This window comes from Spirosoma fluminis (assembly GCF_054778895.1).
In genome coordinates this window covers 60,575-78,458 of sequence record NZ_BAAGZD010000015.1, presented here as the reverse complement: position 1 = coordinate 78,458, position 17,884 = coordinate 60,575, and the positions used below count along the sequence as shown (strand labels likewise).

Annotated in this window: 17 protein-coding genes; 8 read left to right on the top strand and 9 right to left on the bottom strand. The window is 52.0% G+C overall.

Annotated features, from left to right (window positions below; all coding sequences use genetic code 11):
- Positions 1-268 precede the first annotated feature (268 nt).
- A complete protein-coding gene (locus ACYVBJ_RS17830; protein WP_460983661.1) occupies positions 269-1,705 on the top strand; it encodes a hypothetical protein in 1,437 nt (478 codons plus the stop codon).
- Between the two features lie 73 nt (positions 1,706-1,778).
- Here ACYVBJ_RS17830 and ACYVBJ_RS17825 read toward each other — a convergent pair whose 3' ends face one another.
- Complete coding sequence (locus ACYVBJ_RS17825; protein WP_460976275.1) at positions 1,779-2,549, bottom strand: ferritin-like domain-containing protein; 771 nt, start codon at positions 2,547-2,549, stop codon at positions 1,779-1,781.
- A gap of 13 nt (positions 2,550-2,562) precedes the next feature.
- Positions 2,563-3,315: a ferritin-like domain-containing protein gene (locus ACYVBJ_RS17820; RefSeq protein ID WP_460976274.1), complete on the bottom strand. Its 753-nt coding sequence runs from the start codon at positions 3,313-3,315 to the stop codon at positions 2,563-2,565.
- A gap of 391 nt (positions 3,316-3,706) precedes the next feature.
- On the opposite strand from ACYVBJ_RS17820, the gene ACYVBJ_RS17815 reads away from it, so the two are divergent.
- Positions 3,707-4,162, top strand: a complete 456-nt coding sequence (locus ACYVBJ_RS17815) for a ferritin-like domain-containing protein (protein WP_460976273.1) — start codon at positions 3,707-3,709, stop codon at positions 4,160-4,162.
- A 69-nt stretch (positions 4,163-4,231) separates the two neighbouring features.
- On the opposite strand, the gene ACYVBJ_RS17810 is transcribed toward ACYVBJ_RS17815, so the two are convergent.
- Together ACYVBJ_RS17810 and ACYVBJ_RS17805 are read right to left on the bottom strand one after the other, a co-directional pair.
- Entirely contained in the window at positions 4,232-4,579 is a 348-nt protein-coding gene (locus ACYVBJ_RS17810; RefSeq protein ID WP_460983660.1) for a hypothetical protein, read from the bottom strand.
- Positions 4,580-4,599: 20 nt separating this feature from the next.
- A complete protein-coding gene (locus tag ACYVBJ_RS17805) occupies positions 4,600-5,466 on the bottom strand; it encodes an aldo/keto reductase (protein ID WP_460983659.1) in 867 nt (288 codons plus the stop codon).
- Between the two features lie 90 nt (positions 5,467-5,556).
- Here ACYVBJ_RS17805 and ACYVBJ_RS17800 point away from each other — a divergent pair, with 90 nt between their 5' ends.
- Positions 5,557-6,129, top strand: a complete 573-nt coding sequence (locus tag ACYVBJ_RS17800; RefSeq protein ID WP_460983658.1) for a porin family protein — start codon at positions 5,557-5,559, stop codon at positions 6,127-6,129.
- Between the two features lie 105 nt (positions 6,130-6,234).
- Here the strand turns inward: ACYVBJ_RS17800 and ACYVBJ_RS17795 are convergent, their stop codons facing one another.
- The 3 genes from ACYVBJ_RS17795 to ACYVBJ_RS17785 are packed head-to-tail and all read right to left on the bottom strand — an operon-like array spanning position 6,235 to position 8,729.
- Positions 6,235-7,092: a prephenate dehydrogenase gene (locus ACYVBJ_RS17795; protein WP_460983657.1), complete on the bottom strand. Its 858-nt coding sequence runs from the start codon at positions 7,090-7,092 to the stop codon at positions 6,235-6,237.
- 46 nt (positions 7,093-7,138) lie between these two features.
- The gene (locus ACYVBJ_RS17790; protein WP_460983656.1) at positions 7,139-7,519 is read right to left on the bottom strand and encodes a GxxExxY protein; all 381 of its coding nucleotides are present in this window, start codon (positions 7,517-7,519) and stop codon (positions 7,139-7,141) included.
- A 34-nt stretch (positions 7,520-7,553) separates the two neighbouring features.
- On the bottom strand, positions 7,554-8,729 hold the full coding sequence (locus tag ACYVBJ_RS17785; RefSeq protein ID WP_460983655.1) for a pyridoxal phosphate-dependent aminotransferase: 1,176 nt from the start codon (positions 8,727-8,729) through the stop codon (positions 7,554-7,556).
- A gap of 149 nt (positions 8,730-8,878) precedes the next feature.
- Between ACYVBJ_RS17785 and ACYVBJ_RS17780 the strand changes: the two genes are divergently transcribed.
- On the top strand, positions 8,879-9,517 hold the full coding sequence (locus ACYVBJ_RS17780) for an MOSC domain-containing protein (RefSeq protein ID WP_460983654.1): 639 nt from the start codon (positions 8,879-8,881) through the stop codon (positions 9,515-9,517).
- On the opposite strand, the gene ACYVBJ_RS17775 is transcribed toward ACYVBJ_RS17780, so the two are convergent.
- Together ACYVBJ_RS17775 and ACYVBJ_RS17770 are read right to left on the bottom strand one after the other, a co-directional pair.
- The gene (locus ACYVBJ_RS17775; RefSeq protein ID WP_460983653.1) at positions 9,498-10,064 is read right to left on the bottom strand and encodes an NUDIX hydrolase; all 567 of its coding nucleotides are present in this window, start codon (positions 10,062-10,064) and stop codon (positions 9,498-9,500) included. The two genes, ACYVBJ_RS17780 and ACYVBJ_RS17775, sit on opposite strands and share 20 nt — an antisense overlap.
- Before the next feature lie 19 nt (positions 10,065-10,083).
- Positions 10,084-11,352, bottom strand: coding sequence for a glucuronyl esterase domain-containing protein (locus tag ACYVBJ_RS17770; RefSeq protein ID WP_460983652.1), 1,269 nt, complete (start codon positions 11,350-11,352; stop codon positions 10,084-10,086).
- Between the two features lie 191 nt (positions 11,353-11,543).
- On the opposite strand from ACYVBJ_RS17770, the gene ACYVBJ_RS17765 reads away from it, so the two are divergent.
- From ACYVBJ_RS17765 to ACYVBJ_RS17750, 4 genes are all read left to right on the top strand, one after another.
- The gene (locus ACYVBJ_RS17765; protein WP_460983651.1) at positions 11,544-12,128 is read left to right on the top strand and encodes a hypothetical protein; all 585 of its coding nucleotides are present in this window, start codon (positions 11,544-11,546) and stop codon (positions 12,126-12,128) included.
- A gap of 127 nt (positions 12,129-12,255) precedes the next feature.
- On the top strand, positions 12,256-13,548 hold the full coding sequence (locus tag ACYVBJ_RS17760) for a TolC family protein (RefSeq protein ID WP_460983650.1): 1,293 nt from the start codon (positions 12,256-12,258) through the stop codon (positions 13,546-13,548).
- A gap of 1 nt (position 13,549) precedes the next feature.
- Positions 13,550-14,509 (top strand): efflux RND transporter periplasmic adaptor subunit, encoded by a 960-nt coding sequence (locus ACYVBJ_RS17755; RefSeq protein WP_460983649.1) that lies wholly within the window; start codon positions 13,550-13,552, stop codon positions 14,507-14,509.
- A gap of 118 nt (positions 14,510-14,627) precedes the next feature.
- Positions 14,628-17,810, top strand: a complete 3,183-nt coding sequence (locus tag ACYVBJ_RS17750) for an efflux RND transporter permease subunit (RefSeq protein ID WP_460983648.1) — start codon at positions 14,628-14,630, stop codon at positions 17,808-17,810.
- Positions 17,811-17,884: the final 74 nt, after the last annotated feature.

Genomic DNA, 17,884 nt, shown 5'->3' with positions numbered 1-17,884 from the left:
CGGACAATAAACCGTGCGGGCGGCTCCAAATGAGTGATGGCTCCTAAAGATGACAATACGTCATGCCGTGACTATGAGGCCCTTAGTGGGTGGCCAAAAATCCTGCAAAAATAGTGGATTCAGCCGAAACAGCGGATGATTATTCCAAAAAAAGCGTGACTATTCCTAGATTTTACCAAGTCGTGACGGAAGGGTTACAGAATAAGTATACTTGGAAAACGCGCATAAGCGCCTTATTTTTGGTTTAACCAGACACTGTTCTCTGTTCATGCTTCGCTTCTACAAGTCGATAATTTATATTAGTATTGGGTTCCTGGCTTTCACCTGTACGCGGGATTACCCAGCTACTGCGCCATACGTAGCGCCCGTAAAGCCAAATACGCCCAGCACCGGATTACCCCCTCAGGAGCAACTCGCCCCCGAAAAGCGGCTCTTCCTGACCAACGATAAAGTTCGGGTCGCCATCGATCTGAACATGGGAGGGGCGATCAACTTCCTCGCTGAGGCCGGTAGCTCAGAAAACATGATCAACAATGCCGATTTAGGGCGGCAACTCCAGACGGCGTTCTATTCGGGACCGATTCCGTACAGCGTGAACGGTAAGAATCCGGTTTACCAATGGCGAAGCTTAGGCTGGAATCCTGTTCAAACCGGCGATTACTACAATCACCCAGCCCGTATCCTTAGCTATCAGCAGACGCAGAATCAGCTGTACGTTAAAACGATCCCGTCGATCTGGCCGCTCTTCGATGAGCCCGCTGACTGCATTATGGAACATTGGTATGAACTTCAGGGGAACGTAGTGCACGTGCGGTGCCGCCTGGTGGTCAATCGTTCCGATACCACCCAGTATGAAGCCCGTACGCAGGAAACGCCCTGCGTGTATCTGAATGGTCCCTACTACCGGATGGTGACGTATACGGGGCTGCAGCCGTTCACCAATGCTGCCATATCGGAGTATACCGACCGGGAAATGATTACCCGGTACGGGACTGAAAACTGGGTTGCGTTACTGAACGATAAAGGCCGGGGCGTTGGGTTGTATCGAGGGAACGAATTCCGGTACCGGACGGCTGGATTCGGAACGCCTAAAATCGGTGGAGAGTTTGACCAGTCCAGCGGATATATGAACAGCGACGGGTTCCTGGTGATCGATCATAACGGGCAGTACGACTATGAATACTACCTGGTTGTTGGTTCGCTGGCCGACATCCGGCAATTTGCCTATAGTCAGCCCCGTCCTTCGGCCGCTCCGAATTTCCGGTTCGACCGCGACCGCGAAGGATGGCATTATTATAACGCGCAGGATAAAGGCTGGCCCATTCAGAACGAGCTGAACATCCGGTGGGAGCGGACAGATACCACAAAGCGGGATTTCCGCATAAAAAGTCCGTGGGTTTTCTGGAAGGCAAGTGATGTGCCCAAGATGTACATAGAGGCCGCTTTCAAAACCAAGGCGACCACGGCCCGCCTGAGCTGGCTTCGACCCGGCGATATTGATTTCATGCCGTTCGAAGACCGATACGTCAATTTCCCGATCGTTGGGGATGGGCAGTATCGGGTGTACGAAATTGACCTGAGCCGGATACCCGGCTGGAATGGCATCATTGCACAGATCAGCCTTGACCCGTCTAATCCGACCGCCTACGAAAAAGGGGCAACGTTACGTCTCGGCGGCATAACCTCGAGTTCGCCCAATGGCTAAAGTAGGTAAATAGTCTCTAAACAAAACGACCGACAGGATTTCTGTCGGTCGTTTTGTTTGGGAGAAGAAATCACTAGGCCAGGAACGGAGTGGCAATGGCCAGCACCTGCTCTTTAGTTAGTGGTTCATCAAACGCTTCCGAAATACGGTCAGCACTAAGACCTGTGAGCGACGTAAGGTTAACACCGCCTTGTGTTACCTCTCCTTCACCCGCGTAGACAGCGGCCGGGAAGCCCGCCGATCCCATAATCCATCCTTTATTACCATTAAAGTAGCGTACTTTAGCCGCGTGAAGAGCTTCAACCGAGTGAATTTGCAGCGCAACGGTCAGGACATCCGGCGCACCGATCAGACGAGGGGCCTGGCCTTTATAAGCGCGAACACCCGTGTCTTCAAACGCCTGCGCCACGGCGATAAACGTTTGGTAACTGCTAAATACGGTTGGGAATGTACCTTTGGCCGTGAAATCGAAATTCGGTTTTGCAACAGCCGCGCCACCCAGGGCTGATTTCAGCAACGCTACGTGAGCATTTTCGTGCTTGGCAATTTGCCGGAACGTATTCAGACCCTCGGCACCGGTAATCAGATTAGGCGCTGCCAGTCCCCGGTTGTAAAATTCGGCTTCCAAGTATTCCAGCGTCAAGGCGAAATTCAACACCTCGACTACCGCCGAATTTTGTGCATACGCTTTATTTAAAATAGCACCGAAAGCAACAGGCGCTACGCCCAGAACCGCTTTCTTAAGCAGATTCTGGAAAACGTGGCGACGGGATACGTGGTCAAGCCGTTCGTACACTTCGGCGTCAACGTTTTCTATTTCGTTAAGTATGTTTTGTAAATTCATGGCTGTTGGGGGCTTATCTTACTACGTAGTTTTTACCGTTGACTGTTTCCTGAATAAAGGGTCTTACCAGAGCTAGAACCTCTTCGGGCATGCGTGCCTCCCCTAAGCCTGAACTTGAGCCTGGGTTTACGATATCGTCGCCAGCAAAAGATGCAGTCATTGGATTCAACATTTCACTGATAATCGACGTATGCCGTGCTTCTACCGAAACGATTTTACCCGCTAGTGTCAGGTAATCGGCGTTTTTAATCAGTTTACCCGCTCCGTTATAAGCAGATACGCCGACGGCTTCAAAAACGCGGGCCGTGCCCAGTACCGACGCCCGGCTGCTGAAGTTGATGCTGCTGAAGTTGGGCGTTAAACCCGGAATGGCAGCACTACTCAACGCGGCTTTGAACAGTTCGCGGTGAGCAATTTCGTGGTCACGAATGTCCATCAGAACCGTCCGCTCGTAGCCATTCATGCCCATGTAGGGGGTCATAATAACCTGGGTGTAGAAAGCAGCTTCCAACTGTTCCAGCGCGTATGCGTAGTTCAGAACACCTACATCGTTATACCCAATATCGCCCAGATCAACCGTGTCGCCCGCACGGGCCGCCCCCCGGCTAACGGGTTCCATAACCTGATCGCGGCAGGCACTTAAGGCTACGCCTGCCGCGGCCGTAGCGCCTACATAACGCATAAACATTCGGCGCCCGACGGCTGCGGATTCTTTACCGCTCAGCATCTGACGGACATCAGTATTGTCTTGAGGTAATGTTTTCATTGAGTAAAAAAGTTAGTGCATCGTTCCCCTGTTCGTCAGAGAATTAATGTAACTACGAACAACCTAGTACTATGGTTTTGCATGACCGAAAAATAATTTGTTGAAACACGAACTAACCGAGCTAACGGGATAAAACACGCCGTTTACGAAAGAAAAATAAAAAAAAGTAAACTAAGCCTAAAAATCATTATAGTAGGAATTTATTATATAGTCGTAATAGACTGTATGAGCTGGCCGAAGTATAAATTTATTCCACTGTTCATTCTTGAGTAACTTAAATGACTGGCTCGTGCGTACGCAGTTTCCGCAAAAAGATGTTCGCCCGATGGATGAACAATTCGGAGTAGACGCAGTTATATTGGCTGATTCACAACTATCAAACACAACGATTATGATCAAGAATGAAGAAATTGTCGATGATCTCAATGATCTGGTGAAGATCAATAACGACCGCATCATGGGGTTTGAAAAAGCCATCGAAGACAACGAAGATCCGCAATTGGATGACCTGTTCCGGCACTACGTCATTCAAAGCCAGAACTTCCGGAGTCAGCTTGCTGATCACATTGTTCGGATCGATGGTTCCGCCGTATCTGACGCTACGTCGACGGATGTATCGAGCAAGATTCACCGGGCCTGGATCGATATCAAATCCGCGCTGACCGGCAAAGACCGCGATACTGTCCTGAGCTCGGTAGAGTTTGGTGAGAATGCAGCGGTTGAAGCCTATGAGGATGCCATCGAAAAAGATCATATTCCTGCTTACATCAAGGAGGATCTGCAAAAACAGTTGAGCGAACTGAAAGCCGCTTTCGAAAAAGTGAAAGCGCTGCACAAAGCTGCTTAGTACTGCATCAGACCATAAAAAAAGCCAGCCGCGTAAACGGCTGGCTTTTTTGTGCTTGAACGGCCCGGCTTAGCGGGACTGTGCTATACGAGCTGAGGCATCGTCGAGAAGTTCGGCGAGTTGGTTCAACTGACCCACCAAGTCAGCCTCTGACGATTCGTTCGCGGCTTGCTTCGTGAGTTTACTCAACGTGTGTAATGCCCCGGCGATCTGCGGAATTTTTCCTTCAGCCATTGATCGTTTCAATACGTACAATTCATCCGCAATGTTCTCCAGCGTTTGATTGCTTTCGCCGAGCACCTGACTCCACTGATCAATCAAATCGCTGGCCGGCGAAACGCGTTCGACGCCATCCTGGAGCCGTTGCAGCGTTGACATCAGCAACTGCTGTGGATCCTGTTTCTGTTGAGAAGTCATAAGAAGTCTGTTTCAGTGAATTACTTGGGCAACGGTAAGTCCTGAAGGTCTTCTTCGGTCAGCTTTATTTCAGCGGCCGCCGTATTTTCTTCCAGGTGTTTCACCGACGATGTACCGGGAATCGGCAGCATGACGGGCGATGCGGCCAGCAACCAGGCTAACGCAATCTGATATTCACTGGCACCGTGACGTTCGGCTACGCGGTGAATAGCCTGCTCGGATTCCAGGTCGCCACCGCCCAGCGGGTACCAGGGTATAAACCCGATGTTGTTTTCTTCGCAGAACTTCAGCGTCGAATTCCATTGCTGCTGGCCGAAACTGTACATGTTCTGGACTGTAACCACCTCAAAGTATTCCTGCGCCTGCTTTATTTTATCGACATCCACTTCTGATAAGCCAATGTGCCGAATTTTGCCTTTTTGCTGCGCTTCCTGCAAAAAGCCAAGGAACTCCTCGGCGGGTACCTTATCGTCGAATCGGTGTAGTTGATACAAATCAATATGGTCGACTTTCAGGCGTTTGAGGCTGCCGTCGAGCGCTTCTTCCAGATGCTTGCGGCTTCCGTCAACCGGCCACTGATTCGGTCCTGTCCGAAGCAATCCCCCCTTAGTACCGATCAGCAAGCCTTCGGGATAAGGGTACAGGGCTTCGGCGATCAACTCTTCCGATACGTTAGGCCCATAGCTGTCGGCTGTATCGATAAAGTTAATGCCCAGATCAAGCGTCCGTTTCAAAACGCGAATGGCCTCGTCGCGGTCTTTGGGCGGGCCCCAAATACCCTGGCCGGTGATGCGCATGGCTCCGTAGCCTAGCCGATTGATGGTAATATCGTTCCCGATGGTGAACGTACCAGACTGGGTGGCTGGCTGAGCAGTTTGTGGTTGCATAAACGCTAAGATTATTGTTAATAAATGTTAAGTCGCCTGGATTACTGCGACTGTACTATATATCTACTGCGTAACTTGGGAAACTGTTTTATGAAAAGACAACTCTCACTTCTGTTCGTCTTGCTCCCGTTGGTAGCTGTGGCTCAGACCCAACCGAAGAGTAAGCAAAATGACCTGTTGGGTCAGGGTAAATTTAGCGTTGGGCTGGGGCTTGGGGGCGGAACGAGCGGGCCTGCAGGCACCTACGGGCGGATAACGCCACGGGCGCAGTATTTTGTGAAGAATGGCTGGTCGGTGAATGTTGAGGGGCGGCACGAGACCAATGGCAAGCAGTACAGTTACACGGGCGCCGGTTTGTCGACCCGGTACTACTTCATACGTACGAATAAGGTAACGGTATTCGGACAGGCTGGCTATTATTACGGCCAGAGCCGCAACCGGACGTATACGTTTGAAGCAACGCCAACCGGTGGTACGTTGCGGGTTGAAGAAACCAACCGGTTCGGAATGGTCAATGCAGGGGTAGGGGGCCAGTACCAGCTAGGTAAGCGGTGGTCGCTCGAAGCCCTTCACGAGCGGAATTACGGCCGTTGTTTATCGGATAATTCAACCCTGCAAACACAAACAACCGTTGGCATCAACTACCTTCTCAAAAAACCTTAGTTAATTAGTCATTGGTCCTTAATCATGGGTTGTCAGGGTAGGTTGGTTCTGCCTGATACAAGCAATGATAACCCATTATTAATGACAAGGAATGGCCAATAAGACTCACCGCTTTTCAATACCATCCAGCACGCGCCGGATTACATTGGCGCGCTGCATAAATTCAAGCGAGGTTGGTACGTCCTGATCGTCGATGACCTGCTTGAACTGCTGCAAAAACTCAATATAATCAGCCAGCGCCTGTGATACGTTGGTGCGGTTCTGAGCGAAAATAGGTGCCCACATCTGGGGTGAGCTTTTAGCCAGACGTACCGTCGAGCTGAAGCCCGTGCTGGCCATATCGAAGATGGCCTGTTCGTCTTTTTCTTTTTCCAGCACCGTCAGGCCCAGGGCGAAGGCGCTGATGTGGCTCAGGTGCGAAACATAAGCCAGGTGTAAATCATGCTCCTGGGGCGTCATGTAGAAAATCTTCATGCCAATGTCCAGGAACAGCGCTTCGGCCAGTTTCAGGCTATTGGGGCGGCTCTTTTCCCGGTCGCAGATGATGAGATTTTTGCCGGGTAACAACTCCCGGAAGGCGGCCCCCGGCCCCGAGTTTTCCGTACCTGCCATGGGGTGGGCTGCCACAAACTGCGAACGTTTGGGATGTCCTTCTACGGCCTGGCAGATCAGCTCTTTTGTCGACCCCAGATCCACTACAGTCGCTTTCTCGGGTAATTGATCCAGCAGCGATGGGAGTAATTCAACAATGGCATTAACCGGAATGGCCAACACGATGAGGTCGCTTATCGCTACAGCTTCGTCGAGCGAACGAACGTCATCGACAATGCCCTTGGCAATCGCCAGTTGCCCGTGTACCGGTGAAGCGTCGACGCCAACAAACCGGGCTTTGGGGTATTTTTCACGTACTGCCAACGCGAATGAGCCGCCGAGTAAGCCGATACCTATAATGCTGATTGTCATAACCGGGATTGAGAGGATTGAATGGATTAACGGGATTTTGTTTTACTTACAGGTTGCGGAAATGAGGATTTTGCAGTCGCTTAAATTCTAAGCTTGATGCGCCAAAATTTATAAGGAGCCCTGTTTCAAGGTTGTAAGCTTCCAGATAATTAATTGCCTGTGCTAAGTGCGTATTCTCTAATTTGATTAACGCCTTCAATTCAACCATTACTACGTTCTCGATCAAGAAATCAACGCGTCGGCTTCCAATAGATACGCCTTTGTAAAAGATTGGCATTTCAAACTCCCGGGCGAAACTAACGCTTCGACAGTTTAGCTCATGAGCCAAGGCTCGCTGATAAATGACCTCCTGAAAGCCATTCCCGAGTACGCGATGAACCTCCATCGCTCCGCCGATGACTTCCCGAGTCAAGTCCATGTGTCTCATCTCAAACAAAATCCTGCTAATCCATTTAATCCTCTCAATCCCGGTTCAGACGACCCACTGCCTGCTCGATGCGCTCTTTGGGCATGCACAACGAAACGCGGATGTACCGCTGACCTTTCGGGCCGAAGATGAAGCCGGGCGTGATAAACACATGCTTGTTATAAAGCAGATCGTCGACCAGCGCTTCGGGAGAAGTGACGGAGTCGGGCAGCTTAGCCCAGATAAAAAGCCCTTCCTGATCCGCTGAGTACGTACAGCCGAGTGCATCCAGGAAAGCGTGAACCGCATTTAACCGGCCCTGGTACACATCGTTACGTTGGCGGTGCCAGTCGTCGGAGTTGGTGAGCGCAACCGCGGCTGCGTCCATGATGGGCTTGAACTGGCCGGAGTCAACGTTGCTTTTCATGGTCAATACGGCGTCGACGTACGGTTTGGCTGCGGCCATCCAGCCGATCCGCCAGCCCGCCATGTTATGCGACTTGCTCATGGAGTTTAGCTCGACTGCTACGTCTTTGGCTCCATCGACCGAAAGTAGGCTGATGGGCGGCTTCTTGTTCAGAATGAGGCTGTAAGGATTGTCGTGGCAGAGCAGCACACGGTTATCGTGCGCAAAACGAACCGCCCGTTCGAACAGCGAGCGCGTAGCCGGAGCGCCCGTCGGCATGTGCGGATAATTTAGCCAGATGATTTTTGCCGCATTCCTGTTGGCAGATTCTGCAACCAAATCGGCCATTACGTCCCAGTCGGGTTGCCAGCCACTGTGTTCGAGCAGCGGATACTCGCGCACAGTGGCGCCCAGCATCTGGCTAACGGCCCGGTACGCAGGATAGCCCAGTTCAGGTACCAATACGCCATCGCCATCGTTCAGGAATGTTAACGAAATATGCGTGATGCCTTCTTTGGAACCAATGAGGGGGAGGACTTCCGTATCAGGGTCGAGCGTAACGCCATAGGTGTGCGCATAGAACTGCGTAATCGCCTGGCGCAGGTTTGGCGTACCTTTATAGGGTTGATACCCGTGAGAACCTGGCTGCCTGGCTGATGCAATGAGAGCATCGATGGTGCCATCCGAAGGCATCATGTCGGGATTGCCGATGGCGATATTGATGACATCATGACCGGCTGCCTGAAGGCGACGAACTTCGGCCAGCTTGACGGAGAAGTAGTACTCTTGGGTTTGGTCGGCGCGATGGGCCAGAGGAATAATCACTGTCTGAGCGGTATTACACGTATTAATTAACTACGGGAACAATTGACGAAGGGCCACAAAGATACGCTATTTTCGAGCGCAGTAAGCAGCCGGGCGCTGTGAAGCCGTCGCGTAGTACGTTTAACGAAATCAATACAGGGGCAATACGTATGGAAGTTTTATCCGTCAATGTGGGAACGCCAGCCACCATAACCTGGGGTGGGCGAGTTATTGAAACAGGCATTTATAAACAGCCGACTCCGGACAAGTTAGCCGTTACGTCCTTAAACATCGCGGGTGATGCACAGGCCGACCTGACCGTTCATGGCGGACTCGATAAGGCCGTTTATGCCTATGATGTCGCTCATTATGCGTACTGGCAGGAGCAGCTACCCGTGCGTACGGACTGGTCGCATGGCCTGTTTGGCGAAAACCTGACGACGGCTGGCTTACTCGACGACGATGTCTGTATCGGCGATCTGTATAGGATCGGTAGCGTAACGCTCCGGGCCGTTCAGCCCCGTTTTCCGTGTTATAAGCTAAACGCCCGCTTCGATGACCGACTCATGGCCAGGAAGTTCAGTGAGGCCGTTCGGTGCGGCATCTACTTTCGGGTGGCTGAGGGGGGCTGCCTGCAGCAGGGAGACCGCATCCAGTTACTTGAGCAATCGCCTTATCCCGTTACCATCCGGGATGTGGCCGACTGGTATTTAGGTAAGACGACCGATCAGGATGCGTTACAAGCCTTACTTGCCCTTCCGCACCTGCCCGCAAAGCTGAAAAGCCAATTTAAACGGATGGTTGGTTAAGACTTAACAGATACCGCAACAACGGTGCTATGTGCAATGACTGCATCATCTCGCCATGGTCGATAATCTGTTGGGCACGTTCGGGTGACACCAGATGTACCGTAATCTCTTCGGTGCTTTCAAGATGCTGGCCTTGCTTCAACTCAACGCCGGTTGCCAGATAGGAGTAAGTAAGGTTCGAGTGCGTGCCGGGGTTTGCCGAAAGCGTCAGCAGAGGCTCCCACTGCCCACCGCCGAAGCCGGTTTCTTCCAGAAGTTCGCGCTGAGCTGCCACCAGGGGACCTTCGCCCGCGTCGACAACGCCCGCGCACAGTTCGTAGTGAACGCCCGCAATACCATGCCGATACTGACGGATGAACACCAACTGACCGTCGGTGGTAACGGCCACTACGTTGATCCAGCTCGGATATTCGAAGATGAAATAGTCGGGAATGTAGCCGCCATTTGCCATCCGAACGGAGTCCCTGCGAACGGTAAACCAGGGACGTTGGTGGATGTACTCGGAGTTTTCAACCTGCCAGGGTTGCGGATCATTTTCGGGTATCATGCCCTAAAGGTAGGCACGGCTACCGAACTAATTCGTCGGCAAACCGCAGATATTGAATCCAGTCATATACGGTAACGTCGTGCTTGCCGCTGCGGTTGTGGTAACGTACCGTCTGGCCAACGGGTTGATTGATAGCCGGAAACGAAGTTGTGCCCAATCCGGTTTTGCCGAATAACGTATAAACAGATTCTGCCTGAACGGCCCCTGAAAATTCGCCTTTCGGGTCTGACCATTGATCGCCATCGGCGCTGGCAACATAAAGCGGTCGCGGGGCAATCAAAGCCAGTAACTCGTGCTGATCGACGGGCAAGGCGTCGACGCGCTGGTTGTAAGTTTTGTACTGCTTGCAGAACCAGTGCGGAAAGCTGGTGTTAAGACGCTCCACAGTTTCGCCGTACCAACGGCGGGCGAGTGCCGCTCCTCCTTCACCCGATTCGTTGGAGATAACAGCCGTAAAGCGTTCATCCTGCGCACCGGCCCACAAAGCCGCTTTACCAATGCGCGAGTGCCCGATGCCAATAACCCGTTTGGTATCGATGGCCGATTCGGTTTGCAAGTAGTCGAGTATCCGGCTCATGCCCCACGCCCAGGCACCAATGGCTCCCCAGTTGTCGGAGCGGGTCGTATCGCCGAGGGCTGACCGTATACCTGACCGCCATCCTGCTGGATGATCGGGCTCAATGTCGCCATAGTAAGCAGTCGCTACCGCGTAACCCCGGGCCAGAATCGTGTCGATTGGCCAGCGACGCTCCTGCATACCGCGGGCTTTTTCGGTGGCTTTGCTGTTGACCGAAACTTCACCGGGAGCATTAGTCATCCAACGGGTCGACAGCGGAATATCAGCCTCGGTTGTGACGCAGTGATTGCCGCAGAAATTAAGTCCTAAAAAAACGGGGACTGGTTGTTTGGCGGCTTTCGGGATATAAAGCAGTACGTCGATTGAGGGTAATTTCGGATAGTCTGCGAAAAAGATTGAGACCTGTTTGCGTATGGCTCGTCCGCCTAGCGCATTGGGATTGGTATGAGTCGTTTGAAAGCGCAGTCGTACCCGTTGGGTCGGCGTTTTCCCGTACACATTGTCGGCGAACAGATTAAGCAGTTCTGTCCGGCGGCTTTTCCATTCGGTTTTGGTGGTGATGCGCTTGCCGTTTGCTGCAAGTAAGGGATCGGGAAGCGTATAGGAACCTACTTTCGCTTCATCATAATTGAAAACAGGTTCCGAGGCTTGACCGTTAGCAAGTTGAGCGGTTCCTATACATACACCTAACCAGAGCAGAATTCGACGCATAAACACAATGGATCAAACAGTTTAGCTGAAAAAGTAGGGAGGCTCCTTATCTATACTTATTGGTCGGCGGGAGCGCCGATACGTCAATCAGTTTTTGGCGCTTTTTTAAGCAAATCATATTAACTGGCTTACCTGTTTCGTTGTCTAAACGGTTTTGCGCCTACAACTTTGTTTGTACGAAATACAACCTGATGAAAAACGCCGTTATCCTTTTCGCAGCTTCTCTGTGCCTTTTCTTTTCGTCCTGCCATCGCCCTGTTGCTTATTTTCAGCGAACCCCTCGTGCGGCCGCCCGGCTGCCAGTGGAGCCCGTAACACGTGATTCGGTTGCGCTGGCGCTCGATTTGCTGGATAAAGGAGAGGAGCTGGCCGTACGTGATACGAACGTAAATGATATCGCTGTTGCCCGCGCTGACGTATCGCCAATTGAGCTAACCAACACCCGAGTTACGCGTCGACTCCACCGAATGCAGACCGTACTGGCAATGTCAACCGAAACAACGACGCAACAACCCCGGCCGAAACCGAAGCCCAAAAATCAGCTTCGGCTCGGTAACCGCATCCGGCAGGGCCTTGGCCTGCCGTTACGTGAAGAGCTGAACTGGTGGCAACGCATTAGCTGGAAGCTAAAGGCATCCGTCATCATTATTTTGGTCGCCGTCCTGTTCGCCATCTTACACATTACGTTGCTGGCCATTATCTTCGGTATTGTTGGAGCATTCCTGTTGATTAGTGGCCTACGCAAGTCATTTAAAGTCCGTCGACCCTGGTTTTAGCCAGCCGACATGATTTGCTGAGCGAAGCACACAAGATTCTACTAAGTATATTTAACAACCTTTTAATTGAGCTTTTGCAGTATTTCGATCGACGGGACTGTTTCTTTGCTGAGTTCCTTTTAATCGAATGCTGTACCGAACACGCATCTATTATTTACTGTCTGTCAGTTTGTTAAGTTTGTGCACTTCTGCACAGACGCCACTGACGCTGCGACAGACCCTGCAACAAGTCCGGGCTACGAGCCCGGTGCTGCGCGTTGAGCGTTTAAACATCAATGCTGCGCAGGCCGATCAGGTTACGGCGAATCTCCGGCCGAATCCTGTACTGAATAATCAAACTCTCTTTCAGTTAAACCAGGGGGCAGTCGCTCCGGTTTCCGATGCGGTAAGCCCGTTTAATCGGCAGCGCCGGCAGTTTTGGTTACAGGCGACCAAGGAGTTTGACATTTATAACAAACGTACTTACCGGAGCCGCTTCGCCGAAGCTAATACCGACCTGGCCGCAAAAAGCGTTGCCGAAACTGAACGCAATCTGCTGTTCGATGTGGCTAACCGGTTCCTCGATGCCTGGTACGCTCGGGTGCAGCTTGCCTTACTGCAACGCGCAAAAGCAAACGTCGACACGCTCGTACAGCTGAACAAAGTAAGGCTTAAAGATTTGGTCATTAGCAGTACCGACCTTACCCGTACGCAGTTAATCTCCGACCAGTATGACATTCAGACCCGTTCCGCGCAGCAGACGCTGAGTAATCGCCTGAATGAATTGCAGTTGGTGTTGGGGACAACCGACAGCATCAGCGTAGCCATGAACGATTCGATCGTTCATCCGATGGTTATCAATCCGCTACGTTTGTACCCCACCGTAGTGGCCAGTCCGGATAGTTTGATTCGCCTAGCCGCTACGACCCGCTCGGATGTGCAGGTTGCGGAAGCGAATCTCGAAACAGCCCGTCGCAACGTGGATCTGCAACAGGTGCTGGCTAAGCCCCGCAATGAAGCCGGTTTAATCTGGAACCCGCAGAACGCTGTGCCGTATGCGGGTATATTTCTGACACTTGAATTGCCCGTTTACAACCGCAATCAGGGCGAAATTCAGAAATCGAGGGTCTTACAGGAGCAGGCCAGTCAGACCGCTACGTTAACGCAGGCGCGTATTCGGTCGGAGGTCGAAACGGCGTACCAGTCATTTATGACCAGCCGACGTAACATCGATCGCTATACCGGCATCCGGCGCGATGCCGATCGGGTGTTGGCGTCCGTCCGCTACGCGTACCTGCGGGGCGCTACCACCCTCATCGACTTATTAGAAGCCCAGCGCTCCTGGTTCGATACGCAAACGACGTATTACGAAGAGCTTTATACCTACCGTCAAAACTACGTCCGGCTGCTGTATGTAACCGGTCAGATCAATAACTATTAACATGAAGTTTCGTCATTCACTCGTCTTGCTGGTATTTGTTGCATTTGCCTGTAAGGACAAGGCAAAACCAGTGGTAAACTCCGTACCGCGTCCGACAATCAGTTCGGATGGCATGCGCATTACGTTTCCAGATGCCGCTATGATCCGGCCATTCAGAACGCAGCCCGCGAAATCTGGAGCCGTACAAACTGATTTTGCCGCGCCAGGCCATATAGCCGCCATGGTATTGCGGTCTGTGGAAAACCCGGCTGAGCGGCTTGTTCTGTTCGATGATCCTGGTTTATCAGACAATTACACGGCCATTTTGCAGCACCGGATCAACATTCAAACGCAGCGCGGAAACCTGGAGCGTGTAAAAGATTTGCAGGCCCACGGAGCGGCATCGGGCAAAGAAGTGATTGAAGCCCAAACGCAACTGGCCAATGAAGAAGCGGCCATCATTTCCGACGAAGCCACGCTTAAACTCGCTGGTTTTGATCCGGAAGCGTTACGTCGGGCAAAGCCGAATACCATTCTGGTCGTCTGCGAAATTCCTGAGAACCAGTTTGGTAGTATCAAGAAAGGATTGCCTTGTACACTCAATTTTGCCTCGTTTCCAAATGAGCGGTTTGCAGGCCGTATCGACGATATTAACGACTACGTCGATAACACCACCCGCCAGATTAAGCTGCGCATTGCCGTGAGCAACCCCGACGGTCGGTTGAAAGCAGGCATGTTTGCCACCGTGCAGTTTGGAGTTACGGAAGGTCAGTTCATGACTGTTTCGCGCGATGCGGTGGTGACCGTGCAGGGGCGTGATTACGTATTCGTCCAGGCGGGCCCGCAGACGATCGAACGTCGGGCCGTTCAGCTCGGTCAGCAACGAGCCGATCGGATTGTTGTGCAGAGCGGCCTACGCGAGAATGAGTCCGTGATTGTCGATAATGTATTGCAGCTGAAAGGTTTGAGTTTTGGGTATTGATAAAAAGGGGGAGGAAAGAAAGAGGAGGAGTAGGGGGAAAGGGAAAATTAGGCGTGCTCAGTACACTTTGTCCCGTTCCTTCCATTCCTCCCCTCTCTCCCTTTCCTCCTGATACATTATGATTCAGAAATTAATAATATTTTCTCTTCGTAACCGCTGGGTCGTTGTTGGGCTGGCGGTTGCGATGATGGGACTAGGCTTATGGTGCTTCAAACTCCTGAAGATTGAAGCGTACCCCGATATAGCCGATACAAACGTCATTGTTATTGCCAAGTACGAAGGCAGGGCGGCTGAGGAAGTAGAACAGCAGGTTACAATTCCCATTGAGCGGGTGCTCAACAACGTACCGCACGTAACGGATCGGCGCTCGCGAACGATTTTCGGGCTGTCGGTCGTTCAGCTAAATTTTGACGAGACCGTATCGGATTACTTTGCCCGCCAGCAAATCATTGAACGGCTTAGCCAGGCTCAGTTGCCCGAAGGAGTCGAGCCGGAACTTGCCCCGTTAACAACAGCCGTGGGTGAGATCTATCGGTACGTCATTGAAGCACCGGCCAGTATGACGCCCATGCAACTACGCGATTTGCAGGATTGGACGATTATTCCGCAATTGCTGCAAGTTCCGGGCCTGGCCGACGTAACGACCTTTGGCGGACCGATCAAGCAGTATCAGGTTATTCCGAACCCGGCTAATCTCCGCAAGTTTAATCTGACTCTGCAGGACGTGATCGGGGCCGTTGAAAAAAACAATCAGAATACAGGTGGGAACATCATTGCGCGGGGGGGACAGGGATTTGCCGTTCGCGGCCTTGGGGCGCTCAAGACACCCGAAGATATCGGCAATATCGTATTAAAGGTCAATGAAGGCGTACCGGTTTTGGTGCGCGATGTGGCAAGTGTCGAGATTAACCCACCCTCACCATCCGGAATTTTGGGGTATCGGATACCGGACGAGAAACTTGATGTCGTGGGCGCAACCGAAGGAATTGTGCTCTTGCGCCGGGGTGAAAATCCTAGTGAGGTTCTTGAGCTGCTCAAAGCGAAAATCGCTGACCTCGAAGCGCGCGAACTGCCGAAAGGGGTTCATCTGCGTGTACTGTATGATCGGGGCTTTCTGATTGATCACTCACTGGAGACGGTTGCGCATACGCTCATCGAAGGCATTTCGATTGTGGTGATTCTGCTCGTGTTGTTCCTGGGTAGCCTGCGGGCCGCTTTGGTCGTGACGGTCACCATTCCGTTCTCGCTGTTGTTCGCGTTCATTTTGATGAAGTTGGTAGGTATTCCGGCTAACCTGCTCTCACTGGGTGCCATTGACTTCGGTATCATCGTCGACGGAGCGAGCGTCATGGCCGAACACCTGATTCGAAGGTACCGATCAGCGGGGCCAGCCGAGCGCAATCAGGGTGTTGTCAACGTAACGGCGCGGTCAGCGGGCGAGGTAGCTCGGGAAATCTTCTTCTCGGTCACGATTATCATTCTGGCCTACATGCCGATTCTGCTCATGCAGCGGGTGGAGGGTAAGCTTTTTAGCCCGATGGCATTGACGTTGTCGTTTGCCGTTATTGGTTCGTTGCTTTGTGCCTTGACTATAATTCCAGTCTTGATATCGTTCGCCTTCCGCAAGGCGCTTTCGCCGGACGGTAAGCCGCTTAAAGAACACAAGAACTTCTTACTGTCGCCGTTGGAGCGGGGCTATCAGTGGCTGCTGAAATCGACACTGTTCAAGGCTCCACGCCTGGTTGTGGGCGGTGGTCTGGCGATAGTGCTGATTATGATCGGGTTTGGGTTGAAACTCGGAACGGAATTCCTGCCAGAGCTTGACGAGGGGTCGATTTTCATGCGGGCGTTTATGCCATCCGGTATAACCATTCAGGAAAACGCCAAGATTGCGCCAAAAATCCGCGATATCATAGGCAAGTACAAGCCCGTCAACTTTGTCATTACGCAGTCAGGACGTAACGACGACGGCACCGACCCGTTTCCATCCGACCGGACTGAGATCCTGGTTGGCCTGAAAGATTACAGCACCTGGGCGGATAGCGTGTCGAAGAAGGAGATTGTACGTTCGATGCAGAACGAACTGCAGGAAGCATTTCCGGGCGCGTTCTTCTCATCGGGGCAACCCATCATTGACCAGGTTATGGAGATTGTGACGGGCAGCGCGGCTGACCTGGCCATTTCGGTGGTTGGTAATGATCTGGATCTGATGCGTGCCAAAGCCGATAGTATTGCGGCTTTGGTGCGGGGGATGAACGGAGCGGTGTCCGTTAATATTGAGCAGGAAGGTCCGCAGGATCAACTAGCTATTAAGATTAACCGACCCGCTGCGGCTCGGTATGGTATTAACGTTTCGGAGATTGAAAACATGATCGAAGCGGCCATTGGCGGTAAAGCCATCGGCTCGGTTTACGACGAAGCCAAGCGGTATGATATTATCGTACGCTTCACGCCGGAAAGTCGCGGAAGTATCGACGCTATTCGGCTGCTCCAAGTTCCTTCGGCAACGGGTGCGTTGATTCCGATGAGCGAACTGGCCGATATTCGTTACGTGCAAGGACAGACGAACATCTATCGAATCAATGGCAAACGCATGGTTACGGTACGGACCAATATTCGGGGTCGTGACCAGGGAGGATTTGTACGAGAGATTAGTCAGAAAGTAAGGCAGCACGTTAAGATTCCTGAAGGCTATAGTGTTATTTACGGCGGGCAGTATGAAAACCTTGAGCGGGCCGGTGGTCAGCTGGCTATTTCTATTCCGCTGACGATTGTGGTCGTATTCCTGTTCTTGTTTATGCTATATGGTAACGTCCGTGATACGTTGTTAACGCTCACTTGTTTGCTGTTTGCATTGGCAGGTGGTATTGGGGCTTTGCTGCTGCGCGGTTACAATTTTAACGTATCGGCTGGGGTAGGATTTGTGTCGATCTTCGGTATTTCGGTTATGGCCGGTGTCTTGCTGGTGTCGGCTCTTAACCGTAACCTTCGGAGCAGCGAAAAGCCATTACTGGACATTACCATTGAAACGGCTCAGGAGCAATTCCGGGCTATTATGGCCATTATGGTTGTGGCGATCATTGGTCTGGTACCGGCGGCCATTTCGAGCGGCATTGGCTCCGACGTACAGCGGCCTCTGGCAACGGTAATCATCGGTGGTTTAACGACAACCTTGTTCTTTACACCGCTGATCATACCACCCTTGTTTTACCTCGTCAACCGCCGTCGACCTCGCCCGGCTAGTATCGACGGGGATGGTAGGGAGGTGCCCGAAGCGGTTGAAGAAGGAACTGAAATTTGATTATTAAGTCATTGGTTGTCATTCGTCATTTACCATCATTAGTGGTTCTGGCAAACAAAGGCGAATGACAACCA